At 72.2% G+C, this 18,343-nt stretch carries 18 protein-coding genes; all 18 read left to right on the top strand.

Features of this window, described 5'->3' with window-relative positions; all coding sequences use genetic code 11:
• Window positions 1–8: 8 nt before the first annotated feature.
• The 18 genes from ftsW (at window position 9) to IRQ30_RS21190 (ending at window position 18,105) form a co-directional block, all read left to right on the top strand.
• Window positions 9–1,238 (top strand): putative lipid II flippase FtsW, encoded by a 1,230-nt coding sequence (ftsW, locus tag IRQ30_RS21275; protein WP_193610674.1) that lies wholly within the window; start codon window positions 9–11, stop codon window positions 1,236–1,238.
• A gap of 13 nt (window positions 1,239–1,251) precedes the next feature.
• A complete protein-coding gene (murG, locus tag IRQ30_RS21270; protein ID WP_193614875.1) occupies window positions 1,252–2,334 on the top strand; it encodes an undecaprenyldiphospho-muramoylpentapeptide beta-N-acetylglucosaminyltransferase in 1,083 nt (360 codons plus the stop codon).
• Entirely contained in the window at window positions 2,331–3,749 is a 1,419-nt protein-coding gene (gene murC / locus IRQ30_RS21265; RefSeq protein WP_193614874.1) for a UDP-N-acetylmuramate--L-alanine ligase, read from the top strand. The genes murG and murC overlap by 4 nt, the downstream gene beginning before the upstream one ends.
• A complete protein-coding gene (locus IRQ30_RS21260; protein ID WP_193614873.1) occupies window positions 3,742–4,503 on the top strand; it encodes a cell division protein FtsQ/DivIB in 762 nt (253 codons plus the stop codon). Before murC ends, IRQ30_RS21260 begins: the two co-directional genes overlap by 8 nt.
• 205 nt (window positions 4,504–4,708) lie before the next feature.
• Complete coding sequence (locus IRQ30_RS21255; RefSeq protein ID WP_193614872.1) at window positions 4,709–5,077, top strand: hypothetical protein; 369 nt, start codon at window positions 4,709–4,711, stop codon at window positions 5,075–5,077.
• Window positions 5,078–5,282: 205 nt separating this feature from the next.
• On the top strand, window positions 5,283–6,497 hold the full coding sequence (ftsZ, locus tag IRQ30_RS21250) for a cell division protein FtsZ (RefSeq protein ID WP_193610670.1): 1,215 nt from the start codon (window positions 5,283–5,285) through the stop codon (window positions 6,495–6,497).
• Between the two features lie 42 nt (window positions 6,498–6,539).
• A complete protein-coding gene (locus tag IRQ30_RS21245; RefSeq protein WP_338089811.1) occupies window positions 6,540–7,190 on the top strand; it encodes a purine nucleoside phosphorylase YfiH/LACC1 family protein in 651 nt (216 codons plus the stop codon).
• A complete protein-coding gene (locus tag IRQ30_RS21240; RefSeq protein WP_193614870.1) occupies window positions 7,187–7,885 on the top strand; it encodes a YggS family pyridoxal phosphate-dependent enzyme in 699 nt (232 codons plus the stop codon). Before IRQ30_RS21245 ends, IRQ30_RS21240 begins: the two co-directional genes overlap by 4 nt.
• A gap of 58 nt (window positions 7,886–7,943) precedes the next feature.
• Entirely contained in the window at window positions 7,944–8,444 is a 501-nt protein-coding gene (locus IRQ30_RS21235; RefSeq protein WP_193610667.1) for a cell division protein SepF, read from the top strand.
• 9 nt (window positions 8,445–8,453) lie between these two features.
• On the top strand, window positions 8,454–8,750 hold the full coding sequence (locus tag IRQ30_RS21230; protein ID WP_193610666.1) for a YggT family protein: 297 nt from the start codon (window positions 8,454–8,456) through the stop codon (window positions 8,748–8,750).
• A 102-nt stretch (window positions 8,751–8,852) separates the two neighbouring features.
• Window positions 8,853–9,611 (top strand): DivIVA domain-containing protein, encoded by a 759-nt coding sequence (locus IRQ30_RS21225; protein WP_193614869.1) that lies wholly within the window; start codon window positions 8,853–8,855, stop codon window positions 9,609–9,611.
• A gap of 156 nt (window positions 9,612–9,767) precedes the next feature.
• Window positions 9,768–10,751, top strand: a complete 984-nt coding sequence (locus IRQ30_RS23935) for a TraR/DksA family transcriptional regulator (protein WP_193614868.1) — start codon at window positions 9,768–9,770, stop codon at window positions 10,749–10,751.
• A complete protein-coding gene (locus IRQ30_RS21215) occupies window positions 10,724–11,356 on the top strand; it encodes a signal peptidase II (protein WP_193614867.1) in 633 nt (210 codons plus the stop codon). Before IRQ30_RS23935 ends, IRQ30_RS21215 begins: the two co-directional genes overlap by 28 nt.
• A complete protein-coding gene (locus IRQ30_RS21210; RefSeq protein ID WP_193610662.1) occupies window positions 11,353–12,288 on the top strand; it encodes an RluA family pseudouridine synthase in 936 nt (311 codons plus the stop codon). The genes IRQ30_RS21215 and IRQ30_RS21210 overlap by 4 nt, the downstream gene beginning before the upstream one ends.
• Window positions 12,278–12,979, top strand: coding sequence for a GNAT family N-acetyltransferase (locus IRQ30_RS21205; RefSeq protein WP_193614866.1), 702 nt, complete (start codon window positions 12,278–12,280; stop codon window positions 12,977–12,979). The genes IRQ30_RS21210 and IRQ30_RS21205 overlap by 11 nt, the downstream gene beginning before the upstream one ends.
• A 16-nt stretch (window positions 12,980–12,995) precedes the next feature.
• On the top strand, window positions 12,996–13,859 hold the full coding sequence (locus tag IRQ30_RS21200; protein ID WP_193614865.1) for an EamA family transporter: 864 nt from the start codon (window positions 12,996–12,998) through the stop codon (window positions 13,857–13,859).
• A 164-nt stretch (window positions 13,860–14,023) separates the two neighbouring features.
• Window positions 14,024–17,572: a DNA polymerase III subunit alpha gene (gene dnaE / locus IRQ30_RS21195; RefSeq protein ID WP_193614864.1), complete on the top strand. Its 3,549-nt coding sequence runs from the start codon at window positions 14,024–14,026 to the stop codon at window positions 17,570–17,572.
• Window positions 17,557–18,105 carry a hypothetical protein gene (locus IRQ30_RS21190; protein ID WP_193614863.1) on the top strand — a complete coding sequence of 183 codons (549 nt, stop codon included), beginning with the start codon at window positions 17,557–17,559 and terminating at the stop codon, window positions 18,103–18,105. Before dnaE ends, IRQ30_RS21190 begins: the two co-directional genes overlap by 16 nt.
• Window positions 18,106–18,343 lie beyond the last annotated feature (238 nt).

Below are 18,343 nucleotides of genomic sequence, written 5' to 3'. Positions count from 1 at the left end.
GTGGGGACATGACCACCGCCAACCCCGAGCGCGCCCGCTCCCTCCGCTCCTTCGGACTGGGCAGCTGGCGCCGCGCCCTCAGCGACGCGCTGGCCCGCCCGCTCACGTCGTACTACCTGCTCATCGGCGCCGCGGCGCTGCTGCTCACCATCGGCCTGATCATGGTGCTCAGCGCCTCCAGCGTCTTCTCCTACGACCGCACCGGCGACTCCTTCCTGATCGTGCGCCGCCAGCTGATGTGGGTGATCCTGGGTCTGCCCACCGCCTTCGTGGTGAGCCGGCTGCCCCCGCGCCTGGTGCGTCAGCTGGCCTACGTCGGCTTCTCGGTCTCGCTGCTGCTGCTCGCCCTCACCGCGAGGTTCGGCGTCGAGCGCAACGGCAACACCAACTGGCTCCCGCTGGGCCCCGTCGAGATCCAGCCCTCCGAGATCGCCAAGCTCGCGCTGGTGATCTGGGCCGCCCACATCTACGCCAACAAGGAGCGCCGGCTCGACAGCTTCCACCAGATCCTGGTGCCGGTCGTGCCCGGGATGCTGCTGGCCACCGGCCTGGTGATCGTCGGACGCGACCTCGGCACCGCGCTCATCCTCTTCGCCATCCTGCTCGGCATGCTGTGGGTGGTCGGCGCCCCCGCGCGGTTCTTCGTGATGTCGTCGATGGTCATCGCCGTCGGCGTGTTCGCGATGGCCACGACCAACGCGGAGCGGTTCGAGCGGATCACGACGTTCATCGACCCGTTCAAGGACTTCCACGGCAGCGGCTGGCAGCCCGCCCACGGGCTCTACGCCCTCTCCAGCGGTGGCATCGTCGGCCAGGGCATCGGCGCCAGCCAGACCAAGTGGGGCGACCTGCCGGAGGCTCACACCGACTTCATCTTCGCGGTGCTGGGGGAGGAGCTCGGCCTGGTCGGCACGATGCTGGTCGTCTCCCTGTTCCTCACCATCGCCTACGCCGCCCTGCGCATCGCCCGCGAGACCGCCGACCCGTTCGTGCGCTACTGCAGCTTCGGCATCGTGGTCTGGCTGATCGGCCAGATGATCGTCAACGTCGGCATGGTCCTGACCCTGCTGCCCGTCATCGGCATCCCCCTGCCGCTCGTCTCCTACGGCGGCTCCAGCCTGCTGCCCACCCTGGTGGCGCTCGGCCTGCTGGTCGGCTTCGCGCGCCGCGAGCCCGAGGCGGCGCGGGCGCTGGCGCAGCGCAAGAAGGTCCGCTCCGCCGGACTCTCCGCTCGATGAGACGATCGGTCTGATGCGCGTCCTTCTCGCCGGCGGCGGCACCGCCGGCCACACCTCGCCCCTGCTCGCCACCGCCGACGCCCTGCGCCGGCTCGACCCCGACGTCGAGATCACCTGTCTCGGCACGCCCCGCGGACTGGAGAACACGGTGGTCCCCGCGGCCGGCTACCCGCTGGAGCTGATCCCGCCCGTGCCCATGCCGCGGCGGCCCAACGCCGACCTGCTGCGCGTTCCCGGCCGGCTGCGCGGTGCGGTCAAGGAGACGCTGGCGATCCTCGACCGGGTGCGCCCCGACGTCGTCGTCGGCTACGGCGGCTACGTCTCGATGCCGGCCTACCTCGCGGCCCGCCGGCGCCGACTGCCGCTGGTCGTCCACGAGCAGAACACCGTGCCCGGCCTGGCCAACAAGGCCGGCGCCCGCGTGGCCACCCGGGTGGCCGTCAGCTTCCCCGACACCCCGCTGCCGCGGGCCGAGTACGTCGGCCTGCCGATCCGGCGGATGATCTCCCAGCTCGACCGCGCGGCCCTGCGCGCCGAGGCCCGTGCGTTCTTCGGCCTCGACCCCGACCGACCCACCCTCGTGGTCACGGGCGGCTCGCAGGGCGCGCGCCGTCTCAACCAGGCCGTCTCCGGTGCCTCGACCGCGCTCGGCGAGGCCGGCGTGCAGGTGCTCCACGTCGTCGGCCCGAAGGGCGAGGCCGCGCCCGGCCCGGCCACGGCGACCGGTGCGCCGTACGTCGTGGTGAGCTTCGTCGACCGCATGGACCTCGCCCTCGCGGCGGCCGACCTGATGGTGTGCCGTGCCGGTGCCTCGAGCGTCGTGGAGGCCGCCGCCAGCGGGGTGCCCGCCATCTTCGTGCCGCTGCCGATCGGCAACGGCGAGCAGGCGCGCAACGCCCGGCCGGTCGTCGACGCCGGGGGGGCGCTGCTGGTCGACGACGCCGACCTCACCGCCGACTGGGTGGCCGCGACCGTGCCCGCGCTCGCGACCGACCCCGCACGCCTGGCCGCGATGAGCCTCGCCGCGACCGCGCTGGTCCCGCGTGACGCCGACGACCGGCTGGCCGCGATCGTCCGAGAGGCGGCCGGCGCGTGAGGGTCCCCGTCCCCGACGTCATCGCCCCCGCCGACCGGCTGGGCGCCGTCCACTTCGTCGGCATCGGCGGCGCCGGCCTCTCCGGCATCGCGCGCATCATGCTGGCGCGCGGGATGACCGTGAGCGGCAGCGACGGCACCGACTCCCCGACGCTGGAGGCGCTGCGCGGGCTCGGCGCGCGCGTGTGGCTGGGTCACGACGCCGCCCACGTCGCCGATGCCGACACGCTCGTCGTCTCGACGGCCGTGCGCGACGACAACCCCGAGTACGTCGAGGCGGTGCGGCGTGGCCTGGTGGTGCTGCCTCGCTCGGCCGCCGTCGCCGCGGTCATGGCCGGACGCCGCGTGCTGGCCGTCGCCGGCACGCACGGCAAGACGACGACGACCTCGCTGCTCACCGTGGCCCTGCAGGCCGCCGGCGCCGACCCGACGTACGCCATCGGGGGCGACCTCTCCCAGACCGGCACCAACGCCGCGGAGGGCACGGGCGACCTGTTCGTGGCCGAGGCCGACGAGAGCGACGGCGCGTTCCTGGTCTACGAGCCCCACGCCGCCATCGTCACCAACGTCGAGGCCGACCACCTCGACCAGTGGGGCACCGAGGAGGCCTACTCCGCGGCCTTCGACGAGTTCGCCGCGGGCATCGACCGCGACGGCTTCCTGGTCTGCATCGTCGACGACCCCGGAGCCGCCCGGCTCGCCGACCACGCGGCGGCCGGCGGCCTCCGCGTGGTGACGGTCGGCGAGGACCCGCGGGCCGACCTCCGCGTCACCGACCTGGTCTTCGCCGGCACCACCTCGGCGTTCACCGTCGTCGACGAGGGCCGCGAGCTGGGCCGCGTCACGCTGCGGATCCCCGGTCGCCACTACGTCCTCGACGCCGCCGCCGCGCTCGCGACGGGGCTGCGCCTGGGTCACGACTTCGACGACCTGCGCCGCGGCCTCGAGGGCTTCGGCGGCACCCGCCGGCGCATGGAGGCCAAGGGCGAGGCCGGGGGAGTGCGCGTCTACGACAGCTACGCCCACCACCCTGCCGAGATCGCCGGCGACCTCGCCGCCGCGCGCGCGGTCGCGGGCGCGGGCCGCGTGGTCGTCGCCTACCAGCCCCACCTCGTCTCCCGCACCCGGATCTTCGGCACCGCCATGGGCGAGGCGCTGGGCGCCGCCGACGAGGTCGTCGTCCTGGACGTCTACCTCGCGCGCGAGGAGCCCGACCCGGAGGTCACGGGCGCGCTGGTGGCCGCGGCGGTGCCGCTGCCCCCGGAGCGGGTGGCCTTCGTTGCCGACTTCGACGCCGTGCCGGCCGAGGTGGTCCGCCGCGCGCGACCCGGCGACCTCGTGGTCACCCTCGGCGCCGGCACGGTGACCCAGCTGGGTCCGCGGATCCTGGCCCTGCTGGCGGACGCGGATGGCTAGGTCGCGACGCCGCGGCTCCACCTCCGACGAGGAGCGCTCCGCGCTCCAGACCCGCCGACGGTTCGCCCGTCGCCAGTGGCGACGCCGCTGGCTGGCGTGGAAGTACGTCGTCTCCGCCCTGCTGCTGCTCGTGCTCGTGGTCGGCGGCCTGGTCACGGTCTACTTCTCCGACGCCCTGGCCGTCGACGGCGTCGAGGTGGCCGGCGCCACCACGCTCAGCGACGACGACGTGCGCGACGCGGCGCGGGTGCCGCTGGGCGAGCCTCTCGCGCGCGTCGACCTCGACCTGGTGCGCCAGCGCGTGGAGGGCCTCGCGGTCGTGCGCTCGGTGGAGGTGTCGCGTCAGTGGCCGCACGAGGTCCTGATCACGGTCGAGGAGCGCACCCCCGTGGCCGTGGTCGAGGTCGCCGGCAAGGTGCGCGCGCTCGACGAGGACGGCGTCGTCTTCGGGACGTTCACGAAGGTGCCGAAGGGGCTGCCCCGCGTGCAGACCACGGCCACCACGAGCGGCGAGGCCCTGCGCGAGGCGGCCCGCGTCGTCGCGGCCCTGCCGGAGCAGCTCGCCACGCGCGTGGACCACGTGACGGTGGCGAGCGTCGACGCCATCACCCTGCAGCTGCGCAGCGGCATCGAGGTCCGCTGGGGGAGCTCGTCGCAGTCGGAGGAGAAGGCGCGGGTCCTGGACAAGCTGGTGCTGCAGGAGGCGACGACCTACTACGACGTCTCCGTCCCGGGCAACCCGACGCTCAACTAACGGCGTATGACCAGTGTCACCTTCTCGCGGCAGTGTCGTTGAGGGTGCGTCCCACCGACCGCGCCCGGCGCGTCTCGGGTCTCGAGCCTCAACGAAGGAATCACCCCTGAGAAGACTTCTCGGACTACTTGCCTCAGCCATCCTCGCCAGCACCCTCTTGGTCCTCAGTGCACCCACAGCCGATTCGGCGGTGACGTGCCGGGTCGTGGAGCACAGCGGCTTGACTCATCGCAACTGCGTCGTCGAGAAGAGCCGAGGCACGGGCACCCTCGAAGGCCTCGTGGGCTGGACCTACGGCGACAGGGGGCGGGGAATCGTGAACATCTACCTGGACTCCCGCCCTAACAGTGGCTGCACGAGCCTGCGGATCAGGTACGAGGGAACCGTGCGCTCGGAGCCGAACCGGGTGTACACCGCATGCAAGGGCGCCAACAAGAACGTTGCAGAGGAGCTGAACACCCAGTACCTCCCCTACGGCGAAGGACGGTTCATCGTCGACTGGTGCGACGGCGTGAAGGGCTCCCTCGTGCGCTGCATCCCTGTCTGGAGTCAGCGGGTCGACGAGACTCGGTAGTCGGATCCGGCTCGGGGAACGAAACGCAGGTCTCGGCGGCGTGTCTGACCTCTTCTCGGTCACTGGGTGCCTAGTGTTCTGATCACGACGAGGTTGACATAACTATAACCCTCAACCTGAGGGTCAGGGTTCTCGACCCGCCGACTTCCCCGAGCCGGACCCGTCCAGACATACCGAGCACGTACTTCCGAGAGGTGAAGCCGCCGTGGCAGCTGCACAGAACTACCTGGCCATCATCAAGGTCGTCGGCATCGGCGGCGGCGGCGTCAACGCCGTCAACCGGATGATCGAGGTCGGCCTGAAGGGCGTCGAGTTCATCGCCATCAACACCGACGCGCAGGCGCTGCTGATGAGCGACGCGGACGTCAAGCTCGACATCGGCCGCGAGCTCACCCGCGGCCTCGGTGCCGGCGCCAACCCCGATGTGGGCGCGCGCGCCGCCGAGGACCACGCCGACGAGATCGAGGAGGTCATGAAGGGCGCCGACATGGTGTTCGTGACCGCCGGCGAGGGCGGTGGCACCGGCACCGGCGGTGCCCCGGTCGTGGCCCGCATCGCGCGCTCGCTCGGGGCACTGACCATCGGCGTCGTCACCCGCCCGTTCGCCTTCGAGGGGCGGCGTCGCGCCGGCTCGGCCGACGAGGGCATCGCGCAGCTGCGCGAGGAGGTCGACACCCTCATCGTGATCCCCAACGACCGGCTGCTCTCGATCAGCGACCGCAACGTCTCGGTCCTGGACGCCTTCAAGCAGGCCGACCAGGTGCTGCTGCAGGGCGTCTCGGGCATCACCGACCTGATCACCACCCCGGGCCTGATCAACCTCGACTTCGCCGACGTCAAGTCGGTCATGGCCAACGCCGGCTCGGCCCTCATGGGCATCGGCTCGGCCCGCGGCGAGGACCGGGCCGTGGCCGCCGCGGAGATGGCCGTGTCGAGCCCGCTGCTGGAGGCCTCCATCGACGGGGCCCACGGCGTGCTGCTCTCGATCGCCGGCGGCTCCGACCTCGGCCTGTTCGAGATCAACACCGCCGCGGCGCTGGTCGCCGACGCGGTGCACCCCGAGGCCAACATCATCTTCGGCGCCACGATCGACGACGCGCTCGGCGACGAGGTGCGGGTGACGGTCATCGCCGCCGGCTTCGACGGCGGCACGCCCAAGCGCAAGGAGGAGGGCAACGTCCTGCGGCGCGACCCCAAGCCGCAGCAGACGCAGGCCGAGACGCGCGCGGCCGCCGCCGCGGTGGCCACCCGCCGCAAGGACGAGTCCGCGCCCGACGCCGAGAAGGCCAAGGAGACCGAGCGCGAGGCCGTGCTCGCCGGGGCCCGCACGACGCCGGCCGAGGCCACGACGCCGAAGGTCGCGCCCGCCCCGGTGCACTACGACGACGACGACCTCGACATCCCGGACTTCCTGAAGTAGGCAGTGTTCTTCCACCGAGACACCCGGGAAGGCGACGTCCGCGTGGACGTCGCCTTCACCGACTCCACCGTCGACCTGCAGGGCCGCAGCCCCGGCTTCGCGACCAGCCTGCCGGCGGTCGAGGAGGCGTGCGGCGTGCGCTTCGCGCGGCTCGACCAGCACCACGGCGCGCAGGTGCTGGACGTCGTCGAGCCCGCGGCCGCCCCGCCGGCCGACGTGCCCGAAGGTGATGCGCTGGTGACCTCGACCCGCGGCCTGGGGCTGATGATCCGCGTCGCCGACTGCGTTCCCGTCGTCCTCGCCGACCCGGACTCCGGGCTCGTCGGCGCGGTGCACGCGGGTCGCGCCGGAGTCGAGCACGACATCGTGACGGCGACCGTCGAGCGCATGCGCGCCCGGGGGGCCGGACGGCTGGTCGCCTGGATCGGCCCGCACGTGTGCGGGGGCTGCTACGAGGTGCCCGAGGACCTGCGTGCCCGGGTGGCCTCCGCGGTGCCCGCGACCTTCGCCACCACCACGTGGGGCACCCCCTCCCTCGACCTGGGCGCCGGGGTGCGGTCGCAGCTCGAGGCGGCCGGCGACGTCGAGGTCGTCGCAGTCGACGCCTGCACGCGCGAGGACCCCCGCCTGCACTCCCACCGGCGCGACGGCGCCCGGGCGGGTCGGCTCGCCGGCCTGGTGTGGGCGTCATGAGCCGCCGCGACGAGCTGGCCGCCAACCTGGGCGCCGTACGAGCGCGGATCGACGCGGCCTGCGCCGACGCCGTTCGTGACGCCGCCGAGGTCCGCCTGACGGTGGTCACGAAGTTCTTCCCGGCCTCCGACGTGCGCCTCCTGGCCGAGCTGGGCGTGACCGACGTCGGCGAGAATCGCCACCAGGAGGCCGAGGCCAAGGCGGCGGAGTGCGCCGACCTGGGGCTGCGCTGGCACTTCATCGGCGGGCTGCAGAGCAACAAGGCGGTGGCCGTCGCGCGCTACGCCGACGTCGTCGAGTCCGTTGACCGCACCAAGCTCGTCGCCGGCCTGGGCCGGGGGGCGGGGGAGAGCGACCGCGACGTCGACGTGCTGCTGCAGGTCAGCCTGGACCCGCCCGGGGCCGAGCACCGCTCGGGCGCCGAGGCGGACGCGCTCCACGACCTCGCCGACGCCGTCGAGGCCACGGATCGCCTGTCCCTGCGGGGGCTGATGGCGGTGGCGCCCCTCGGCGGCGACCCCGCCGCGGCGTTCGCGCAGCTGGCCGAGACCCACCGCGAGCTGCTGGCCCGCCACCCGGGGGCAACGTGGCTCTCGGCGGGCATGAGCGGCGACCTGGAGCAGGCGATCGCGGCCGGTGCGACACACGTGCGCGTCGGCTCCGCGGTCCTCGGAACGAGACCGGAGTTCAAGTAGTGTCCACATCAGAGAAGGCCGTCCCGACGGGGCGACCGAGTTTCGAAAGGCTTCAGCCATGAGCGGTGCGATGCGCAGGATCGGTGAGTACCTCGGCCTGCTCGAGGACACCGGTCGTTACGACGACTACGACGGCGACGACTACGACACCCAGCAGACGGCGCCGGTCGCGGCCGCGCGTCAGCCGCGGGTGCGCGAGACCCGTCCGGCCCCGGTCTCCGACCTCGCCGAGCGCCGCCGCCAGGCCCCGGCTCCCGGCCCCTCCGGCGTGGTGGCCGAGCTGTCGCGGATCACCACCCTGCACCCGCGCACCTACAACGAGGCGCGCACGGTGGGGGAGAACTTCCGCGAGGGCGTGCCGGTCATCATGAACCTCTCCGAGATGGACGACGCCGACGCCAAGCGTCTCGTCGACTTCGCCGCCGGGCTCGTGTTTGCCACGCGTGGCACCATCGAGCGCGTCACCAGCAAGGTGTTCCTGCTCTCCCCGCCCAACGTCACGGTCGCCGCCGAGGACAAGCAGCGGATCGCCGAGGGTGGATTCTTCAACCAGAGCTAGGTCAAACTCTTGGTCATCGTAGGGACGGTCATCGATGTCGTCCTCTGGATCTTCATCGGCATGCTCTGGGTCCGCTTCGTCGTGGACTGGGTGCAGGTCTTCGCGCGCTCCTGGAGCCCCCGGGGGCCCATCCTGGTCGTGCTGGAGGTCGTCTACTCCGTCACGGACCCGCCCATCAAGGCGCTGCGCCGGGTCATCCCGCCGCTGCGCATCGGGAACTTCGCACTCGACCTCAGTTTCATCATCGTGATGATCTGCGCATACCTTCTGAGGTACATCAACGCCATCGTGTTCCTGAACCGGTAGCGCCGGCGGCGGTTGACCCCACCAGGTCACACCCGCCCCACGCAGGCGCTATGGTTTCGGTGGACACATACTGCTCGAACCGATCAAGAATTGGGTGAGGTCATGCCGCTGACGCCTGAGGACGTGAGCAACAAGCGATTCACGCCTGTCCGGCTCCGTGAGGGCTACGACATGGGCGAGGTCGACCAGTTCCTCGACGAGGTCGAGGCCGAGCTCGCTCGTCTCACCAAGGAGAACGACGACCTGCGCGCCAAGCTCGCGTCGGCCCAGAGCGGTGCCTCGTCGCCCGCCGAGACGGCCCAGCAGCCGGTCGTGGTGGAGCGGGCTCCCGAGCCGGAGCCCGAGCCCGAGCCGGTCCGCGAGGCGCCCGCCCCGGTCGCCGCCGCGGCCCCCGCGCCGGAGACCTTCCGCGTCGAGACGGTCCCGCAGGCCTCCAACGCCGCGGCCCGCCTGCTCGAGATCGCCACGCGCAACGCCGACGAGCTCGTCGAGGACGCCAAGAACCAGGCCGACAAGATCATCGGCGAGGCCCGCACCAAGGCCGAGCGCCTCGAGCACGAGTCGAAGAGCAAGGCCGACCGCCTCGAGTCCGACGCCCGCACCCGCTCGCAGATGCTCGACGCCGAGACCGCCGAGCGCCGTGCGCAGCTCTTCGGCGACCTCGAGAAGGAGCGCGACAAGCTCAGCCTCGACGTCGAGAACCTCCGCTCCTTCGAGCGCGAGTACCGCTCGCGTCTCAAGAGCTACTTCACCCAGCAGCTCGAGGCGCTGCAGGGCTCCGCGGAGACGGCCGCCCCCACGGGCGACCAGACCCACGCGCCCAAGCGCCTGCGCTCGATCCTGGGCGAGGACGAGAGCTGACGCTCTCCTAGCACGTCGCCAGACGGTCGGACCCTCGGGTCCGACCGTCTGTCGCATTTACGGTGCGGCGGTTTGAGCCCCCTCCGCGCGACCGGCTACCCTCCGTGCAGCCCGTGGCTCTCGTCACGGCGACCCCTTTCACAGGAGGCGGCATCCATGGCTCGCAGCACCAGGAAGTCGCTGGCCGGACAGGCCGCCTCGGCAGCACGCAAGGTCATCTCGCGACGACCCGCCAAGGCCGCCTCCGCCGCTCCCGACAAGGCGGCGCCGGCGAAGAAGGCGGCGCCGGCGAAGAAGGCGGCGCCCGCGAAGAAGGCGGCGCCCGCGAAGAAGGCGGCGCCCGCGAAGAAGGCGGCGCCCGCGAAGAAGGCGGCGCCCGCGAAGAAGGCGGCGCCCGCGAAGAAGGCGGCGCCCGCGAAGAAGGCGGCGCCGGCCAAGAAGGCAGCGCCCGCGAAGAAGGCAGCGGCACCCGCGAAGAAGGCGGCCCCGACGAAGAAGGCGGCCCCGGCGAAGAAGGCGGCCCCGGCGAAGAAGGCGGCCCCGGCGAAGAAGGCGGCCCCGGCGAAGAAGGCGGCCCCGGCGAAGAAGGCAGCGCCCGCGAAGAAGGCAGCGCCCGCGAAGAAGACCACCCCCGCGAAGAAGACCACCCCCGCCGCGGCGGCTGCACCGACGAAGGCACCCGTGACGAGGGCTCCCGCGAAGAGGACCGCACCGGCCACCAAGGCCGCCGCGAAGAAGACGTCCGTCAGCGCCCTGGTCGTCAAGGAGGACGAGGACGCCTGGACCAAGGCCGAGCTGAAGGAGGTGCTCGACGAATTGCACGTCCAGCGCACCCACAGCACCGAGATCGTGACCGCGCAGGAGGCGGAGCTCTCCGTCCTGCTGCGCAACGCCGGCGACGGCGCCGGCCAGGACCAGGCCGACATGGGCGCGACCAGCTTCGAGCGCGACCACGAGCTGACCGTCCTCAACAACGAGCGCGACAAGCTGGCCCAGATCGACCGCGCGCTCTCGCGCATCGACGACGGCACCTACGGCGTCTGCGAGTCGTGCGGCAACGCCATCGGCAAGATGCGTCTGATGGCATTCCCCCGTGCCACACTGTGCATGCCATGCAAGCAGCGCGAGGAACGTCGCTGAGCGACGACGCCACGTCCGACCAGCCACCCGACACCAGCCGGAGGCGACGCCTCCGGCTCCGCTTCGCGGTCGTGGCCCTGGCGGTCTACGCCGTCGACGTCGGGAGCAAGATCCTGGCCGTCGACCGCCTGACCGGCCGCGAGGACATCCCGGTCGTGGGCGACCTGTTGGTCCTCCACCTGACCCGCAACCCCGGGGCCGCCTTCAGCACCGGCACCCAGTTCACCGAGGTCCTGAGCTGCATCGCGATCGCGGCGGTGCTGATCGTGCTCTGGCTGAGCCGGCGGCTCGGCAGCCCCGGCTGGGCCGTGGGCCTGGGTCTCCTGCTCGCCGGGGTGGCCGGCAACCTCACCGACCGGCTGCTGCGCCAGCCCGGCCCGCTGCGCGGGCACGTCATCGACTTCCTGATGCTGCCCAACTGGCCGGTGTTCAACATCGCCGACATGGCCATCAACGCCGCCGCCGTCACGATCCTGGTCCAGGCCTTCCGCGGGGTGCACCTCGACGGCACCCGCGAGGAGCGCTCGCGCGACGACCGGGACGGGACTGCCGAGACTTCCGAGACCGACCCGCCTGAGCCCAGCCCCCAGGAGCCGACCGCGTGACCCAGACCGACCACCGCAGCCTGCACGTCCCCGACGGGCTGGCCGGCGAGCGCGTCGACGCCGCCCTGGCGCAGATGTTCGGGCTCTCGCGCACCCGCGCTGCCGACCTCATCTCCCAGGGCCTGGTGACCGTCGACGGCGGCGACGTCGCCAAGAGCGACCGGGTCCTGCCGGGCGCCCTGCTGGACGTCACCATCCCGCACGAGCGCGACCAGCTGGCCGTGGTGCCCGAGATCGTCGAGGGCATCAAGATCATCCACGACGACGACTCGATCGTGGTGATCGACAAGCCCGTCGGCGTCGCGGTGCACCCGTCGCCGGGGTGGTCGGGCCCCACCGTCGTCGGCCACCTCGCCGGCGCCGGCTTCCGGATCGCGACCAGCGGCGCCCCCGAGCGGCAGGGCATCGTCCAGCGCCTCGACGTCGGCACGTCGGGCGTCATGGTCATCACCAAGTCCGAGCACGCCTACTCGCTGCTCAAGAACGCCTTCCGGCAGCGCACGGTCGACAAGACCTACCACGCGCTGGTCCAGGGCCACCCCGATCCGCACGAGGGGACGATCGACGCCCCGATCGGGCGCCACCCCAAGGCCGACTACAAGTTCGCCGTGATGGCCGACGGCCGCGCCAGCGTCACGCACTACTCCACGCTGGAGGCGCACCGCTTCGCCAGCCTGCTCGAGGTGCACCTGGAGACCGGCCGCACCCACCAGATCCGGGTCCACATGGCCGCGCTCAAGCACCCCTGCGTCGGCGACATCACCTACGGCGCCGACCCGACGCTGTCGCGCCGCGTGGGCCTCGAGCGCCAGTGGCTGCACGCCGTGCGGCTGGGCTTCGAGCACCCCGACAGCGGTGCCCACGTGGAGTACGAGTCCACCTATCCCGACGACCTCTCGCGCGCGCTCGAGGTCATCCGAGATGCCGACTGACCTGGTGCTCCGGCCCGCGGACCCGCGGGACGCCGCCGCGGTGGCGATGGTCCACCTGGAGGCCCGGTCGGCCGCCCCGATGCCGCCCCCGGCCCACCCCGAGCACGAGGTGCGGGCCTGGCTGTCGGGGCGCCTGGTGGCCGACGAGGTGTGGGTCGCCGAGCGCGGCGGCCACGTCGCCGGCTACGCCCGGCTGACCGAGACCTGGCTCGACGACCTCTACGTCGCCCCGCCGCACGCCGGTGCGGGGGTGGGGTCGGCGCTGCTCGACCTGGCGAAGTCGCGGCGGCCCGAGGGCTTCTGCCTGTGGGTGTTCGAGACCAACGCGCCCGCCCGCGCCTTCTACGCGCGCCACGGCCTGGTCGAGCTCGAGCGCACCGACGGCACCGCCAACGAGGAGCGCGCGCCCGACATCCGGATGGCCTGGCCGGGCCGTGACCCGGTGGCCTTCCTGCGCGGCCTCATCGACGAGGTCGACGAGCAGCTCGGCGACCTGCTGGCGCGCCGGGCGGCGCTCACCCGGGCGGTCCAGCCCCACAAGGCGCAGCCGGACACCCGCGACACCGGGCGCGAGCGCGCGATCGCCGAGGCGATGGCCGTGCGGGCCCCCGCCCTGGGCGCGCAGCGGCTGCAGCGGATCGTCCACGCCATCGTCACCGAGTCCCTGGACGCGGCCCAGGACGCTCCCTGACCGCCGCGGGGGAGCCGTGCTGACGGCGGTCGTCCTCACGCTCCTCGGCTCGGTCGCGCACGCCGCGTGGAACCTGCTGGCCAGCCGCGCGCACGCCGAGGACAGCCGGGTCTTCGTGTGGGTCTACTCGACGTTCTCCCTGGTGGCGCTCGCCCCCGCCGCCGCCGTCGCCCTGCTCCGCGGCGCGGACCTGTCCTGGACGCTGGTGGGGGCCAGCGCGCTGAGCGCCCTCTTCCACACCGGCTACGCGGTGTCGCTGCAGGCGGCGTACTCGCGCAGCGACCTCAACGTCACCTACCCGGTCGCCCGAGGGCTGGGTCCGGTGCTGGCCTCGGCGTTCGCGGTGGCCGTCCTGCACGAGCGGCTGAGCGCCGCCGGGTGGGTGGGCATCGCGCTCATCACCGCCGGCGTCGGGGTGGTCTCCACGGGAGCGGCCCCGGCCGACACCCGGGACCGGCGGGCGGCGGGGCTGCGGTGGGGCCTGCTGATCGCGGTCGCGATCGCGGCCTACACGCTGTGGGACGCCCACGCGGTCGCCGAGCTGGGGGTCGACCCGGTGCTCTACTACGCCGTCGGCGGGGTCTGGATGTTCGCCGTGCTGACCGTGACGTGCGGCCCGCGCCTGCGCCTGGCCGGCGAGGTCGCGCGGCGGCACTGGCGCACGGGCGTCGCGGTCGCGGTGCTGTCCCCGGTCGCCTACGTGCTGGTGCTCGTGGCGCTGACCCTGGCGCCGGTCTCCGTGGTCGCGCCGCTGCGCAGCACGAGCATCGTGATCGGCAGCCTGGCGGCCTGGTGGTGGCTCGGCGAGGCCCACGGCGGGCGCCGGATGGTGGGGGCGCTGGTGGTCACGGCGGGGGTGGCCGCCCTGGTGCTGGCGTGAACCGGGGCTGTCGGTGCGGGGTGCCACCATGCTCGGAGCGGTTCGCGTAGGCTGGCGGTCTTCCCCCAGCGAGACGATCCGGAGCCCGCGCCAGCGATGGCGACGGGATGACGAGGCCGCTGACGCATGCCCGATCTCGACCGGCGAGGAGCGCCCAGCAGACCATGACGACCGGCTCCGACTCCTTCGTCCACCTGCACGTCCACACCGAGTACTCCATGCTCGACGGTGCGGCTCGGCTGGGGGCGCTGACCGAGCGGGCGGCCGAGCTGGGCATGCCGGCCGTGGCCATGACCGACCACGGCAACGTGTTCGGCGCCTACGAGTTCTACGCCAAGGCCAAGAAGGCCGGGGTCAAGCCGATCATCGGCATCGAGGCCTACTTCACGCCCAACATCTCGCGCTTCGAGCGCAAGGGCGTCAACTTCTACGGCGGTGGCCCCGACGACGTCTCCGCGCGCGGCGCCTACACGCACATGACGCTGCTCTCGGAGTCGACCGAGGGCATGCACAACCTGTTCCGGCTCTCCACCGGCTCCTGGCGCGACGGCTTCTTCAAGCACCCCCGCATGGACCGCGAGCTGCTCTCCCAGCACGGCAAGGGCATCATCGGCACGACCGGCTGCCCCTCCGGCGAGGTGCAGGTCCACCTGCGCCACGGCAACTACGAGGCGGCCAGGCAGGTCGCGGGGGAGTTCCAGGACATCCTGGGCCGCGACAACTACTTCCTCGAGCTGATGGACCACGGCCTCGACATCGAGCGCCGCGTCAAGGACGGCCTGCTGCGCCTGTCCCAGGACCTCGCGATCCCGCTGCTGGCCACCAACGACTCCCACTACGTCATGCGCGAGGACGCCAAGAGCCAGGAGCACCTGCTCTGCATCAACTCCGGCTCCACGATGGACATCCCGGCCGGTGACGGCCCGGGCCAGCGCTTCGCCTTCAACGGCGACGGCTACTACCTCAAGTCCGCCGCCGAGATGCGCGACACCTGGCGCGACTTCCCCGAGGCCTGCGACAACACCCTGCTCATCGCCGAGCGCTGCGACGTCCAGTTCACCGAGGGCAACGGCACGTTCATGCCCCGCTTCCCCTGCCCGCCGGGGGAGAACGAGGACTCCTGGCTGGTCAAGGAGGTCGAGAAGGGGCTGCGCTTCCGCTACCCCGGCGGCATCCCCGACGCCGTGCGCAAGCAGGCCGACTTCGAGGTCGGCGTCATCACCCAGATGGGCTTCCCCGGCTACTTCCTCGTGGTCGCCGACTTCATCAACTGGGCCAAGGACAACGGCATCCGGGTGGGCCCGGGCCGTGGCTCGGGTGCCGGCTCGATGGTCGCCTACGCGATGCGCATCACCGACCTGGACCCGCTGGTCCACGGCCTGATCTTCGAGCGGTTCCTCAACCCCGACCGCGTCTCGATGCCCGACTTCGACATCGACTTCGACGAGCGTCGCCGCGGCGAGGTGATCCGCTACGTCTCCGACAAGTACGGCGACGACCGGGTCTCCATGATCGTCACCTACGGCACGATCAAGGCCAAGCAGGCCGTCAAGGACTCCAGCCGCATCCTGGGCTACCCCTTCGCCATGGGCGACCGCATCACCAAGGCGATGCCGGCCTCGGTCATGGGCAAGGACGTGCCCCTCAAGGAGATCTTCGACCCGGCCCACAAGCGCTACGGGGAGGGCGGGGAGTTCCGCACCCTCTACGACGGCGACGCCGACGTGAAGAAGGTCGTCGACACTGCCATCGGCATCGAGGGCCTCAAGCGCCAGTGGGGCGTGCACGCCGCCGGCGTGATCATGTCGAGCGAGCCGCTGATCGACATCATCCCGATGCTCAAGCGCCCTGCCGACGGCGCGATGATCACCCAGTTCGACTACCCGACGTGCGAGGCGCTCGGGCTGATCAAGATGGACTTCCTGGGGCTGCGCAACCTCACGGTCCTCGACGACGCCATCAAGAACATCCAGGCCAACCGCGGCGAGACCGTGGTGCTCGAGGACCTCGAGCTGACCGACGAGGCGACGTACGCCCTGCTCCAGCGCGGAGACACGCTCGGCGTCTTCCAGCTCGACGGCGGGCCGATGCGCGCCCTGCTGCGCTCGATGAAGCCCGACACGTTCGAGGACATCTCGGCCGTGGGCGCGCTCTACCGCCCGGGCCCCATGGGCGCCGACTCCCACAACAAGTACGCCCGCCGCAAGACCGGCCGCGAGCCGGTCGACCCGCTGCACCCCGAGCTGGCCGAGGCGCTCCAGGACATCCTCGGCGAGACCTACGGCCTGATCGTCTACCAGGAGCAGGTCATGGCGATCGCCCAGCAGCTCGCGGGCTACACGCTGGGACAGGCCGACATCCTGCGTCGCGCCATGGGCAAGAAGAAGAAGGAGGAGCTGGACAAGCAGTTCGCCGGCTTCTCCGCGGGCATGCAGGAGCGGGGCTTCTCGGCCCACGCGATCAAGACCCTGTGGGACACCCTGCTGCCGTTCTCCGACTACGCCTTCAACAAGGCCCACTCCGCGGCCTACGGGCTGGTGTCCTACTGGACGGCCTACCTCAAGGCCAACTACCCCGCCGAGTACATGGCGGCGCTGCTGACCTCGACCAAGGACGACAAGGACAAGTCGGCCATCTACCTCAACGAGTGCCGGCGGATGAAGATCCAGGTGCTGCCGCCCGACGTCAACGAGTCGGCCAACAACTTCACCCCGGTCGGCCACGACATCCGCTTCGGCCTGACCGCGATCCGCAACGTCGGCGCCAACGTCGTCGACGGGATCGTCGCGGCGCGCGCCGAGCACGGCCGCTACGAGTCGTTCGACGACTTCCTCAGCAAGGTCCCGGCGGTGGTCTGCAACAAGCGGGTCATCGAGTCGCTGATCAAGGCCGGCGCCTTCGACGAGCTCAAGCACCGGCGTCGTGCGCTGGTCGCGATCCACGAGAACGCCATCGACCAGTACATCGACATCAAGAAGAACGAGGCCATCGGCCAGGACTCCCTCTTCGGCGGCCTGGAGGACGAGGTCGGGGGAGGGTTCGCGATGACCGTCGCGATCCCCGACATCGACGAGTGGGACAAGACGACGCTGCTGGGCCACGAGCGCGACATGCTCGGCCTCTACGTCTCCGACCACCCGCTGCTGGGGCTCGAGCACGTGCTCTCCAACGGCACCGACTGCACGATCGGCCAGCTGATCCTCGACGAGGAGCGGGCCGACGGCTCCACCGTCACGGTCAGCGGGCTGGTGACCTCGGTGCAGCGCAAGATCACCAAGCGCGGCGACGCCTGGGCGATGGTCAGCCTCGAGGACCTGGAGGGCGCCATCGACGTGCTGCTCTTCCCGAGCTCCTACCAGCTGGCGAGCCCCTACCTCGTCGAGGACGCGATCCTCACGGTCAAGGGCCGGCTCAGCCGCAGCAAGGACCAGCCCGAGCTGCACGGCCAGGAGGTGACCGTCCCGGACCTGTCCGACGGGCCGTCCGGCCCCGTCGTGATCAGCCTGCCGTCCACCCGCTGCACGCCGCCGGTGATCGAGCAGCTCCGCGACGTGCTGGGCACGCACCCGGGGCTGACGGAGGTCCGGCTGCGGCTGCTCACCCGCGACGCCACCAAGGTGATGCGCCTCGACGACCGGCTCCGCGTCTCGCCGAGCCCGGCGCTGTTCGCCGACCTCAAGCAGCTCCTCGGACCCGGATGTCTGGCGGGCTGACCACGGGCCGGGACTCGCACGTCGGACGTGAGCACCCCCCGCTCGCGCCGCTGGTCGGGCAGTCCGTCGCGATCCTGGTCCTCTACGCCGTCGTGGGTGCGGGAGCCGGCTGGCTCTGGCACCGGCTGTGGGACCCGCCGACCGGCGTGGCCGTCGACGGCCGCTTCTACCTCGACTCGGCGGGGCTGCGGGGCGAGTTCCCCAGCACCGGGTGGTTCGTCGTCGTGGCCGCCGGGGTGGGTCTGCTGCTCGGCGTCGTGTGCGCCCTGCTGTTCGAGCGCTCCGAGCTGGTCACGCTGGCGGCCGTGGTCGTGGGAGCCGTCCTGGCGACGTACCTGATGCACCGGGTGGGGCTGTCCCTCAGCACCGACGACCCCGCGCGGGTGGCCCGGTCCGCTGCCGACGGCGACCGCATCCCGGCCCGCATCGAGGTGTCCGGGCGCAGCCCGTTCCTGGTGCTCCCGGCGGCGTCGCTCGCGGCGCTGGGGGTGGCCTACGCCGGCTTCCCGAAACGCCGCCGCGAGCGAGGTTGAGCGGGAACCTCCGCGGGTAGGCTCCCGTCGAATCCGCGAGCGCCGGGCGCCTCACCGCCCCGCTCGCGAGTCCACGACTATTCATCGCCACCACTTGGGGGTCCCCGTGTCCGACAACCTTCCGCCGTCCGGCCCGCCCGCGGGTCCTCCGTCGGGTCCGCCGTCCGGTCCCCCCTGGGGCCCGCCGCCCGCCGGCGGCCCCGCCGGTCCGCCCCCGTCCGCGCCGCCGCCCAGCGCC

It is taken from the genome of Nocardioides lijunqiniae, assembly GCF_015024225.1.
Taxonomy (GTDB): domain Bacteria; phylum Actinomycetota; class Actinomycetes; order Propionibacteriales; family Nocardioidaceae; genus Nocardioides; species Nocardioides lijunqiniae.
The sequence above is the reverse complement of the archived record's forward strand: the minus strand, read 5'-3'. Positions and strand labels throughout refer to the sequence as shown.